The sequence below is a fragment of the Clostridium sp. TJA038 genome, from assembly GCF_058310255.1.
Map to the genome: position 1 here is coordinate 1,101,928 of NZ_JBZEFA010000001.1, position 12,236 is coordinate 1,114,163.

Annotated in this window: 13 protein-coding genes and 1 riboswitch; of the genes, 3 read left to right on the top strand and 10 right to left on the bottom strand. The window is 26.1% G+C overall.

The annotated features are described in order from the left end of the window. Positions 1-91: 91 nt before the first annotated feature. A riboswitch (cobalamin riboswitch) is annotated at positions 92-269 on the bottom strand. Positions 270-349: 80 nt separating this feature from the next. From cobD to cobT, 7 genes are read right to left on the bottom strand one after another with little or no spacing between them, the layout of a single operon-like run. After that, positions 350-1,414 carry a threonine-phosphate decarboxylase CobD gene (gene cobD / locus AC4FQV_RS05155; protein WP_491164802.1) on the bottom strand — a complete coding sequence of 355 codons (1,065 nt, stop codon included), beginning with the start codon at positions 1,412-1,414 and terminating at the stop codon, positions 350-352. After that, positions 1,411-2,358: an adenosylcobinamide-phosphate synthase CbiB gene (gene cbiB, locus AC4FQV_RS05160; RefSeq protein ID WP_491164804.1), complete on the bottom strand. Its 948-nt coding sequence runs from the start codon at positions 2,356-2,358 to the stop codon at positions 1,411-1,413. Before cbiB ends, cobD begins: the two co-directional genes overlap by 4 nt. A gap of 2 nt (positions 2,359-2,360) precedes the next feature. Further along, positions 2,361-3,005 (bottom strand): histidine phosphatase family protein, encoded by a 645-nt coding sequence (locus AC4FQV_RS05165; protein WP_491164807.1) that lies wholly within the window; start codon positions 3,003-3,005, stop codon positions 2,361-2,363. 5 nt (positions 3,006-3,010) lie between these two features. Continuing rightward, positions 3,011-3,388, bottom strand: coding sequence for a bifunctional adenosylcobinamide kinase/adenosylcobinamide-phosphate guanylyltransferase (locus AC4FQV_RS05170; RefSeq protein WP_491164809.1), 378 nt, complete (start codon positions 3,386-3,388; stop codon positions 3,011-3,013). Positions 3,389-3,401: 13 nt separating this feature from the next. Further along, the gene (locus AC4FQV_RS05175) at positions 3,402-4,157 is read right to left on the bottom strand and encodes an adenosylcobinamide-GDP ribazoletransferase (protein ID WP_491164811.1); all 756 of its coding nucleotides are present in this window, start codon (positions 4,155-4,157) and stop codon (positions 3,402-3,404) included. Then, the gene (locus AC4FQV_RS05180) at positions 4,141-4,701 is read right to left on the bottom strand and encodes a bifunctional adenosylcobinamide kinase/adenosylcobinamide-phosphate guanylyltransferase (protein ID WP_491138339.1); all 561 of its coding nucleotides are present in this window, start codon (positions 4,699-4,701) and stop codon (positions 4,141-4,143) included. The genes AC4FQV_RS05175 and AC4FQV_RS05180 overlap by 17 nt, the downstream gene beginning before the upstream one ends. Positions 4,702-4,731: 30 nt before the next feature. Then, positions 4,732-5,814, bottom strand: a complete 1,083-nt coding sequence (gene cobT / locus AC4FQV_RS05185) for a nicotinate-nucleotide--dimethylbenzimidazole phosphoribosyltransferase (RefSeq protein WP_491164813.1) — start codon at positions 5,812-5,814, stop codon at positions 4,732-4,734. A gap of 62 nt (positions 5,815-5,876) precedes the next feature. Here cobT and AC4FQV_RS05190 point away from each other — a divergent pair, with 62 nt between their 5' ends. Continuing rightward, on the top strand, positions 5,877-6,677 hold the full coding sequence (locus AC4FQV_RS05190) for a phosphotransferase (protein ID WP_491138336.1): 801 nt from the start codon (positions 5,877-5,879) through the stop codon (positions 6,675-6,677). Between the two features lie 150 nt (positions 6,678-6,827). Here the strand turns inward: AC4FQV_RS05190 and AC4FQV_RS05195 are convergent, their stop codons facing one another. Together AC4FQV_RS05195 and AC4FQV_RS05200 are read right to left on the bottom strand one after the other, a co-directional pair. Beyond that, entirely contained in the window at positions 6,828-7,556 is a 729-nt protein-coding gene (locus AC4FQV_RS05195; RefSeq protein ID WP_491138335.1) for a metalloregulator ArsR/SmtB family transcription factor, read from the bottom strand. A gap of 154 nt (positions 7,557-7,710) precedes the next feature. Further along, complete coding sequence (locus AC4FQV_RS05200; protein WP_491164815.1) at positions 7,711-9,162, bottom strand: ABC transporter substrate-binding protein; 1,452 nt, start codon at positions 9,160-9,162, stop codon at positions 7,711-7,713. Positions 9,163-9,619: 457 nt separating this feature from the next. On the opposite strand from AC4FQV_RS05200, the gene crcB reads away from it, so the two are divergent. Then, entirely contained in the window at positions 9,620-10,006 is a 387-nt protein-coding gene (gene crcB, locus AC4FQV_RS05205) for a fluoride efflux transporter CrcB (protein WP_491138333.1), read from the top strand. 21 nt (positions 10,007-10,027) lie between these two features. Here the strand turns inward: crcB and AC4FQV_RS05210 are convergent, their stop codons facing one another. Next, entirely contained in the window at positions 10,028-11,476 is a 1,449-nt protein-coding gene (locus AC4FQV_RS05210) for an ABC transporter substrate-binding protein (protein ID WP_491138331.1), read from the bottom strand. Between the two features lie 174 nt (positions 11,477-11,650). Between AC4FQV_RS05210 and AC4FQV_RS05215 the strand changes: the two genes are divergently transcribed. Continuing rightward, positions 11,651-12,199: a phosphatase PAP2 family protein gene (locus AC4FQV_RS05215; RefSeq protein ID WP_491138330.1), complete on the top strand. Its 549-nt coding sequence runs from the start codon at positions 11,651-11,653 to the stop codon at positions 12,197-12,199. Positions 12,200-12,236 lie beyond the last annotated feature (37 nt).

The following is a 12,236-nucleotide window of genomic DNA, read 5'->3' on the forward strand; positions in this document are numbered from 1 at the left end:
CTACGTAGAAAATAAAAAAACATACCACTAAAGAAGGTATGTTAGGCATATTTAGGTACTACGCACCCTACTATCCTACCCTCAGAAGACAGTAGTACTTAAATAAAAGGCAGGTATCCCGACTTTGCTTCATCCTCCATCTCGTCTTCCCACAACAAGCTTGCAGTGACATATTGAGATTTTGTCTGCTTCACGGTTACTGAGGTAGTTGAAGACTTTAACTTCATTCCCTATTAAGCGAAAATCGCACCAATTATTAGTTAATCATTTTGATTATATTATTATATTTTATCCTTGTCAAACACTCTTTATAAGCTTTAATATTAAAATTTTTTAATATATAAATGATTTATATTTCAATCTGTGCAAGCGCTTCTAAAAGCCTTTTATTTTCCTCTCTAGTTCTAACAGCTACTCTATAAAAACTATCATCTAGTCCCTTATAGTTATTGCAACTTCTTATTATAATACCTCTCTTAATTAATTGTTCTCTTAAATTTATATTTTTATGCACCTTAAAAAATATAAAATTTACAGCCCCTTTAAAAGGAGTTATATATTTAATCTCTTTAAGACCCTTATATAAAAAATCATTTTCTTTCTTTACATAATTTACAGTTCTTTTTATATAACTTCTATCTTTTAAGGCTTCTCTTCCTGCATAATCTGCTAAGGTGTTTACACTCCAGGGAACCTCTACTTCCTTAATTTTATCTAAAAAAACTTTATTAGAACATAATCCATATCCTAATCTTATTCCTGGAAAAGCAAAGAGCTTAGTTAAAGATTTAACAACAATTAGATTATTGAACTTATCTAATTCTTTAACAAGTGAATATTTAAAATTATCCTCAACAAAATCTAAAAAAGATTCATCAAAAACTACAGTAATATTAAATTTTCTAGCTTTCTCTAAAACCTTTAAGGAAAAATCTTTAGAAATTAAAGCACCTGTTGGATTGTTTGGATTACATAAAAATATAATATCTAAACCTTCTTTAATTTCACCTAAGAAATCTTCATCTAATGAATACTTATCTTTTAAAAGATAATAATTCACTTTACAATTAATAGAATTTAATGCATCTTCATATTCTGAAAAAGTTGGTGCTATTATAAGAGCTTCCTTAGGTTTTATTCCTCTTACTATATTAAAAATAACCTCTGCTGCTCCATTTCCTAATACTATATTTTCTAAAGAAACTTCCTCAAAGTTAGAGATTTCACTTTTTAAATTATAGTAAGTTATATCTGGATATCTTTCTATGTGATTTATTCCTTTAATTATAGCTTCTTTTACTTTTTCAGCTATGCCTAAAGGATTTATATTAGCAGAAAAATCAATAATTTCTTCTTCCTTTAAATTATAAAGCCTTTTTATTTCCTCAACATTACCACCATGACCTAAATTCATATAATCACCTCTAAAATAAATCTAATAATAAGGGCTAAAACCATTCCTAAAAAAGAAACCATACTTAATATTTTATTAGTTTTATAAACATCTAAAATTTCTATCTTCTTTTTAAAATCTCCTATAGTTGGCTTTTTAACAAGTTTTCCAAAGTAATAATTTTCTCCTCCAAGTTTTATTTCTAATGCCCCAGCTACAGCAGCTTCTGGATGAGCACTATTAGGACTTGAATGGTTATATCTATCTCTTTTATATATTTTAAAGCTATCTTTCCAATTAAATCTTAAAATAAAAGATGAAATAATTATAAGATAGGCTGTTATTCTAGCTGGGATATAATTAAATAAATCATCTAAATTAGCTGAAAAAAATCCAAAATCTTTATATTTATCATTTTTATATCCAAACATTGAATCACAAGTATTTACTGCTTTATATAAAAAAGCTAAAGGTGCCCCACCAATTCCTGCAAAAAATAAAGGTGCTATAATACCATCTGACATATTTTCTGCTATAGTTTCAATTACTGCTCTAACTATAGCTTCTTCATCTAAGTTCTTAGTATCTCTGCCTACAATAAAAGATAATTGCTCCCTTGCCTTATTTATATCACCTCTTTTTAAAATCTTAATAACTTTAAGTCCTTCAACTTTAAGTCCCTTAGCAGAAATACAAAAATAAATAAGTATTCCTGATACTAACACTCCTAAAATAGGATTAATCTTATTTGCAATATGTACAATTCCTAAAGTAATTATAAAGGTTATAAAAACTATGAAAAGCCATGCAAAAAAACCTGCAACCTTAAGATTTTTTTTAAAAATTTTTCTAAAAAGCTTCTCCATACTAGAAGCTAATTTTCCTATATACCTAATAGGATGGTAGGGATTATTAGGATCTCCTATTATCAAATCTAAAACATATCCTATTATAATCTTTATCATTTCTAAAACCTTTCTATTATTTCTAGTTTTAAGTTATCTAATATATCTTTTTCAAATTCTAAATTTGAAAAGTCCTTGTTTAAGTTATCCTTATTATATTCAACCTTTATTTTATATCCACATCCACATTTAGGTTGATAAGAATAAAAGTCTAATTTACTTTTTTCAAAAAGCTCTAAAATACAAGCTATACTTCCTCCATGACAAAGAACTAAAGCTTCCTTTTCCTTTTCTTTATAAAGCTTTGAAATTAAATTTAAAAGTGCTTTTTTCATTCTTTTTTCAAAGTCTTTTCTTGATTCTCCTCTAGGACAAGAAACCTCTTTCTTATCATCTAAAATCCAGTCTAAATAATCCTTATTATTTTTTAACATTTCATAAGACTTTAACTCAAAATCTCCAAAATTATATTCTGAAAAATCTTTCATAACTTCATAATCTTTATTTGGATATAAAATATTAAAGCTTTCATTAGCTCTTTTTTTACCACTTGTAAAGTTTATTTTGCACTGTGGTAAAATACTATTTTCTCTTTTATCTTTTAATTCTTTTTTTCCTTCTTCACTTAAAGGGATGTCACTTACTCCACAATAAAGTTTATTTTCGTTGCAATAAGTCTTGCCATGCCTAATTAAATAAATTATCATTTTTATCATCCTTTAATTTTTGTTCCTATTCCAAAAAATATTCTATAAACTTCTTCACTTTCCTTAGAAAGTAACTGTAAAACTTTTCCTGTTTCTTCTCTCCATAATCGTTCCTCTTTTTTCAAAGGAACTATTCCCGAGGATATTTCATCACAAATTAATATTTTATCCTTTAATAAATCCTTGTTATCTACAAAAAAACTTAAGGATTTCTTTCCTTTTAATGAATTAAAATAAATAAATTTATCAATACCACTAATAACAGTTTTAGAAAAGTCTATATAATCTTCCTTGCAATAAAAAATATCCTTTTCCTCTATTCCTAAATTTTCTTTCACATATCTTAATTTCCCATTATAAGAACCACCAAAAAAAAGTTTCAAAAGCTTCTCCTCCTTAAATAATTCCTAAGACTAATATTCCTGTAAACTCCATAAGTACAAGAATATATCCAGCAACATCACCATTTATCCCACCTAATTCTTTTTTCACCTTTAAAAGTAGCATAAAGGCAACAAGTCCCATTAACAAAATAGAAATTAAATACTTTAAACCTAATGTAAAAAAGACTACAATAGCAACTAATAAATAAATGCCTAATAAAATTATTTTATCTATACTTCCTGTTCCTTCCTTAAAAAATTTAGCTAAGGAGCTTTGTCCTATCATTTCTTGACTTACAATAAAATATCCATTTATTGCTCTTGAGGCTATAGGAATTAATATTAATATTTTCATATCTAAACTTTTATTTAATACTGAAACCATAGCTGCAAATTCTACTAAAAGTAATAAAACTACAGAAATAACTGAAAAGGCTCCAACTGTTGAATCTTTTAAAATTCTAAGCTTTGTCTCCTTATCTCTTCTTGATAAAAGTGCATCAGAAACATCCATAAAACCATCTAAATGTAAAAATCCAGTTAAAATATAGGGTACTGTTAAAATAAGAGCTGCCATAAGAATAACTTGAATATTTAATTTACTTAAAATAAAAAAACTTAAATACCAAATAAGTCCAATAACTAATCCTATAAAAGGATAAAGTTTCATTATATGCTTTGCCGCTTTATCATCCCATTCATACTTAGGAAGAGGTATTATGGTAAACATACTTAAAGTCATATTTATCGCCTTATAAAATATTTTCACCCTCTAAAACCTCCTTTCCCTTATGAAATATTAAATTTCCAAAGGAAGCTTCTATAACTACATCTGCAAAGGAAACTAAGCCACAATTTATTTTACCTAATTCTCTTTTAAAGGATTCAGTATAATAATCATATTTAATTCCGTCGCTAAACACATAATCTGATACTATTATCAAATTTAAAACACTATTTCCTAAAACTTTAAGTTCTTCTAAAATAGTCTTATGCACACTTTTATTAAAGTCTTTTCCAACAAACATATAGTTTGTAACTAAAGATGTTAAGCTATCTAACAATATAGTATCTCTTTTAGAAAACTTTAAAAATATTTCATTTAAATCTCTATGCTTTTCAATTGTTTTAAAATTATACTTTTCTCTACTTTTTAAATGATTTTCAATTCTTTCCAAATCCTCTAAATCATATGGTTTCATAGTTGCTAAATAATAAAGACTTCCTTTTTCCTTTTTTGAAAGATTACTGCTATAAAATTCAGCATAAGAAGATTTACTACTTTTAGCCCCTCCAATAATTAAAACTATCATAAATTAACTCCTTTAATATTAAAAGAATTATTAAACAATATAACATTCTTCATCTTTTACTTCTTCTAAATAACTATTATCAATATCTCCTTCTTCAAAGGTTGCCATATTATTAATCATTGCTACTGCAAAATCAATTACAGAAAAAGCTATAGGACATCCACTTCCTTCCCCTAATCTCATATTTAAATCTAACATAGGCTCTAACCCTAATTCTTTAATAGCTAAATCATATCCTATTTCTTGTGATTTATGAGATGTAAAACAAAAGTCTTTAACTAAAGGATTTAATCTATTAGCTAAAAGAGCTGCTACAACAGATATAAATCCATCTATTACTACAGGAATTCTATAAAAAGCTGCTCCTATAAATACTCCTGTCATAGCTCCAATATCATAGCCTCCAACCTTTGATATAATATCAATTGGGTCTTTAAAGTTTATATTATGTTTTTTAATAACCTCTTCTACAATTCTTTTTTTCTTTTCAAAGGATTTATTATTAATTCCACCACCCTTTCCTACTACATCCTTTGTTTCACAATTAATAAGAGCTTTTAAAACAGCTGCTGAAGTAGTGGTATTTCCAATTCCCATTTCACCTACTCCAAGTATTTTATATCCTTTTTCCTTAGCTATCTTTACAGCCTCTATTCCAATTTCTAAGGATTTTTTAGCTTCTTCATAGGTCATAGCTGGTTCTTTATAAATATTTTTAGTTCCCTTTGATATTTTTCTATTTAAAACACCAGGTATAATCTCCTCTGAATTAATTCCAACATCAAAAACCATTAAATCTGTTCCATTAACCTTTGAAAGTGTAGCAACACCTGTTGTACCCTTTATAAAATTTTTTGTTTGAAGTAAAGTTACACATTGAGGTGCTGATGCTACACCTTCTTCCTCAACTCCATTATCAGAAGACATTATAATTACACATTTTTTATCAATATCATTGAAAATATTTCCAGTTATTCCAGCTAACTTAATAGCTATATCTTCTAATTTTCCTAAACTTCCTAAAGGCTTAGCTAAAGAATCAACTCTTTTTTTAGCTTTAGTTAAAGCGTCCTCATCTAAAGCTTTTATATTTTTTAATGTCTCATTTAACATTACCTATTTCCATCCCTTCTTTTTTTGATATAATATTTTCATCAGAATATAAGGAGATTAAGATGATTAATAAAATGAAAAAGCATAAGATAACTAAACTAGGTGGACTTAATAATTCAAACTATTTATTAGAGAATGAAGATAACAAGTATGTCTTAAGAATACCTAGTAAAGATAATAAAAATAATTTTTTAGAGGAAAATTTTGTTTTAACTCTTGCTTCCTTAAACAAGTTATCCCCCCCTATTATATATCATAATAGAGATAATGGAATACTAATTAGTAAATTTTTAGAGAACTCAAAGGTAAATATGAGTACCTTTACATCTCTAGAATTTATCGAAAAATTAAGCTTTTCTTTAAAAAAATTACATAAACTTAATACAAATTACATCTTTGACCCCTTTTACCACATATTAAATAATTTTAACATTTTAAAGAAAAGAAACTACAAACTTCCTAAGGAAATAAATCTTCTTTTAGAGAAACTACTATATCTTAAAGAAGATTTAAATAAAGATAAAATAATAGGCTTATGTCATAATGACTTAAATTCCTCTAATGTACTTTATTACAAAAATAAGGTTTTCTTCATAGATTTTGAATTTTCTGCTATGGGAGATATATTTTTTGATTTAGCTACAATTTCTTGGATGTTAGAAAAAGAAAAAAGATACTTTCTATTAAAAAGTTACTTTGGTTATTATTCCTATGCTTTAAATGAAAGACTAGAAAAATATTTATTTGTGGTAAAACTTTGGAATGCCTCTTGGAGTCTTTTAAAATCCTTAGATTACAAATCAGATTATGATTATGAATTAGGTGGAAATATGATAATTGATGACCTTTTATCTACTTTATAATCTTTTAATTATCTTATAAATCCATAATTTATAAATAATAATTTCCCTTTATTGATTAAACATTTTTATTTAATCAATAAATATTTTGTTTACTATTTAAATTCTTATAAATAAAAAGGTATTACTAAATTTAGTAATACCTTTTCTATATTAATGACTACAACCATGATGATTGCAAGTATGTGTACTTGAAAATTCAACTAATTCTCCCTTTTGTAAAGCAGATATATTATCCTCTATATTTCCTTCTATAGCTTTATATACTTTAATTCCCATAGAATTTAACTTACTTATAGCGCCTGCACCTATGCCACCAACAACTACAGCATCTACTACTTCACCTGATAAAGCTTTTATAGGTTGACACTTTCCATGTTCATGACCTAAATCACCATTTCCTACTGCTTTTAACTCTTTACTTTCTAAATCATATATAAGAAAATTTGGAGCTGTTCCAAAATGACCATAAGGAACACTTTTAACCCCTTCATTATTTTTTACTGGAAAACAAACTTTCATTTCTTTTTCCTCCTTCACTTTTTTTTCATTTAATAAGTTGTTATTTTTACATTTCATGTTACATCTTTTATATTTATTTTCTTTTATATTATTATCATCATTTACGATATAATCAATTAAGATGTTTATACTTTCTAAACTTTCTAAATTTAAATCATAAAGGATGTTATAACCTATTTTATAGCCAATAACAAGATTAGCTTCTTTTAAAATTTTTATCTGTTGTGAAATTGCTGATTCTGAAATACCAAGTTCTAGAGCTATTTTTTTTGCACATAAAGCTCTTTTGTTTATAAGATGTAGAATTTTTATTCTAGTCTCATCTCCTAAAGCTTTAAATATCTTTATTTTATCCTCCATAAATCACCTCAAAATTTAATTAAGTATTTCCTTAATTAAATTTTACTACTTTAAAATAAATAATTCAAGCTTTAATTAAGTATTTCCTTAATTAGATTTTAAAGCAAAAAAATATATGTAGCTTATTTTAAGCTACATATATTTTTTATTTATACTATTTATTATTTGCTACCCACTCATCTAATTGTTTTTGCATTTCAGCTTTTATTTCATCTATTCCTGAAGCTTTTAATTTTTCATTTAATTGATTTAATCCTTCTACTGGGTCTACAGAACCTGTATATAAAGATCTTTCAAACTCTTGTAATACATTGTTAACTGCTGATATTTGAGTTGTAACTGGCTCTGTATTAAATTTAAATCCTAAGATTGATGAAGTTTTAGCATTTTTATTAAATTCTTCAAAAGCATCCCATTTATCTGCTGGGTCACTGTCTAAAACATAAGTATCAAATAAGTTTCCATAAGCCCAGCTAGTAACACTGTATGGTCCATTTGGATCTCTCTTAATTTGATTATCACTAACCTTTTCATAGTGAGTTCCTTCTAAACCAAACATTAACATATTTCTTAAAGTTGAATCAGTATTTATTAAGTTTATAAGCTCCATAGCTTTTTCAGGATGCTCAGAAGTTGCTGATATAGCTGTCATTGCTCCTGTTGTTGAGTTGTTTGTTACATATGAAGGAATTATTGATGAAGTAACAACTTCTCTTCCTAAAGCTTGTCCCCAACCATTTTCAGCATAAGGTTGTCCATCTGCTTTCCATACAAATCTCTTAACCTCATTTTTCATATTACTAACTGCTGCATCTTGATTTATATATCCTTTTTCATAGAACTCTCTTAATTTTACCATCATATTTTTCATTTCTTCAGTTTCATACATATTTTGAACTGTTAAAGTTTCATCATTAAAGAATACTCCTAATGGTCTCATTATTTCGTCAAATTCTAAAGGAATTGAATCTCCTTGAGTATAGAATGGAACAAAATCTGGCTCATTTTCTTTTATTACCTTTAACCATGGTTCTAAATCTTCTACTGAATGTATGTCTTGATATGGAATATCATACTTTTCTACAAGCTCCTTATCAAAAACCCACATAGGTGCTAGAGCTATTTCTTTTTGGTTTGGAACTCCATAAATCTTTCCATCAACTTCTGCACCCTTCCAAAGTCTTTCATCTATAACATCTTTAAGGTCTGCCCCATTACTTTCTATAAGGTCATTTAATTCTAAGAAAGCACCTTTTCTTGCATTTTCTAAATATGGGAAGGCCCATGAACAAGTAAAGGCTAAATCATAAGGCTCTCCTGAGTTTGCAATTACATTCATTTTTTGGCTATAATCACCAAAGTCAATATGTTTTATATCTACAGTTACGTTTATCTTATCTTTGATATACTTATTAACCTCTTCTTCAACTAATTCTCCATCTGTTTGTGGTTTACCTATAACATACCAAACTAAATTTACTGGTTCTTCACTAGCTGCTCCTCCTTCTGCACTTTGCTCACCAGCTCCGCCACATCCTGCTAGTGCTAAGGATGTAGTCATTAAACCTCCTAAAATTAATGCTAATAATTTTTTACGTCTAAGCATTTTTTTCTCCCCCTCATACTTCTCTTATACCAAACTAGAAACTTTAACCTTACAAGAAACGTTTACAAAGATATAACCTCAATCATAATCCCTTTTTTATTTATAAAAATAATTACCATTGTAAGAAATTTAAGTAAATTAAAGTTTCTATAGTTAATTTATACCATTTAAATAAAAAAGTCAAATTATAGAAAAATATATAAAAAATATAAAAAATGGCTTTATTACTAAGTTATAGCTTTTAATTTTAAAGATAATAATATATATATATTATGTTAATATTTTAAATATTTTAAAAACTTTAAAATATTTGTAATATTTATATGAAATAAATGTTTTTTATTTTTTATTTTGCTTACAAATAATAAAAAATCTTATTATTATTTATTTTTACTTAATAATAAAATTCTGTTAAGATTATAAAGTAAAATTTAAAATTTAAGGAGATGAAATTTATATGCAAAATTTTTCCTTAGCTTTAATAGTTGGTTTAGGTGGTTTTTTAGGAGCATTTTTTAGATATATAATTTCAAATTTTTTCTCAAAAATTTTTCAAGGAAACTTTCCTTATGGAACCTTAATAGTAAATATTATAGGAGCACTTTTAATAGGATTTATTATGGAATTTAGTTTAAATAGTAATTTACTCTCTCCTAATGCAAGACTTTTTCTCACAACAGGAGTTTTAGGAGGATTAACAACCTTTTCTACTTTTTCCTATGAAACTATAAAACTTTTAAATAACGGTAATATACTTCTTTCCCTTCAAAATATAGTTTTAAATCTAGGATGTAGCTTATTATTTGTTATTATAGGACAAAAATTTGCTAAGTTTTTCTTTTAAAATAAAAAAGCAGACTTTTTATTAGTCTGCTCCCTTTATTCTCCATTCATTTAATTGTTTTTCTAATTGAACCTTAACTTTATCAACTCCTGCATCTTTAAGTTTCTTTAAAAATTTCTCTAAATAATCTTCTATATCAATTACTCCTGTATAAAGGCTTTTTGTAAATTCTTCTAAAACTAAATTAATATCATTTACTTCTTTCTTTACTAAAGTATTATCAAATCTAAAACCTAAAGCCTTAGAAGCTTTACATTCCTTATTTATTTTTTTAAACTCTTCCCATTTATTACTTGGCTCACCTTCTAAAGTATAAGTTATAAATAAATTTCCTAAAGTGTAATAATCAACCATATAATTTTTAGAGTCTTTTAATAACCTTATTTTATTATCTGAAATTTTTTCATAATGTACTCCCTCAATTCCATAATTCACAAGATTTCTTAAGTATTTGTCTGTATTTAAAAGATTTAAAAATTCCATTGCCTTTTTAGGATTTTTTGAATTTTTAGATATAGCAATCATAGAACCATTTAAGGAATCATTTGTAATATAACTATCTAAAATTGGATTAACCAAAACCTCTTCCCCATTTTTAACAGACCATATTTTCTCTGCATAAGGCTGACCATCTGCTTTAGTAACAAACTTCTTTGTAGAAAAATCTCCTGAATTTCCAATTTTCTTATTTGTGTAACCTAATTTATAGTATCTATTCATAGTCTTTAAATTTTTTAACATTTCTTCTGTTTTAAAGATATTTACTACATTAAAGTTGTTACTTTCTAAGTTAATGCCTAAGGCCTTGCTTAACTCATCCCAAATCATAGGTACAGAATAACTATCATCTATATAAAAAGGAATTACGTCTTTTTCCTTTTCTTTTATTAATTTTAACCATGGTTCTAAATCTTGTAATGTTTTTATCTCCTTATAAGGAATATTGTATTTATCTACATATTCTTTTGAAAAAACAAACATTGGAATAGTTGCTATCTCCTTTTGATTAGGTATAGCATATATTTCTCCTTCTATTTTAGCTCCCTCTAAAAACCTTTCATCAATGGCTTTATATAAATCTTTTCCATATTCATAAATTAAATCATTTAACTTTAAAAAATGTCCTTCTTTTGCATTAGGATAATAATCATTAGCCCAAGAGGATGTAAAAACAAGGTCAAACTCTTCCCCTTTATTAGTCTTATTTTCCATAACCTTAGTAAAATCTGCATATCCTACAAATCTAATATCAATTGTAGAATTTATAGAATTAATAAGATATTTATTAATTTCTTTCTCAACCATATCCATATGTGGAGGTTCTATTCCTATGGTATACCATATAAGTTCAGTTTTATTATTTACTAACTTATTAATATATCCTCCTTCTTTTAAAAAATTAAATATAATAAAAAAAATAATTACTATTACAATAATAATTATGAAAAGAGTTTTTTCTAATTTCCGCAAACATTAGACCTCCTTTTTATTGCTACAAATACATTATATTTCCTTTTAATAACTCTTTAAATGAATAATTTTCATATAATCTTACTTTTTTTTATAAACATATTTCCTTATTTTTAGTAGACTTATAAAAAGATTAGTAATACAATATACTTATTATTTTTAGGAGGTGAAAATATGCACTTTATTCAAAATATAGATATAAATATACTATATTTTATACAAAATCATATTCAAAATAAATTTCTAGACCCTATAATGATTTTTATAACTTCCTTAGGAAATCTAGGATTTATATGGATTTTAATAAGCATACTTCTTATTATTTCAAAAAAATATAGAAAAATAGGAATTCTTACCCTAAGTGCCTTAATTTTAGATACAATTTTAGGAGAAGGCATACTTAAACATATTATTCAAAGACCTAGACCCTTTACTACATACCCAGATTTACATATAATTATTACTAAACCTCTTAGTTATTCTATGCCATCTGGACATGCTTCAGCATCCTTTGCAGCAGCCTTTATGTTAGCTTATTTCTTTAAAAACATTAGGGTTTATATCTTTGCTTTAGCAGGATTAATAGCCTTTTCTAGATTATATTTACTTGTCCATTATCCAAGTGATGTTTTATGTGGAATAATCTTAGGATATATAAGTTATGTAATAGTAATCAATGTTTATAAAAAAATAATATGTAAAAAACTCAAAAGAAAAGTATAAAGATAAGTTACCTATAAATTTTATTTATAGGTAACTT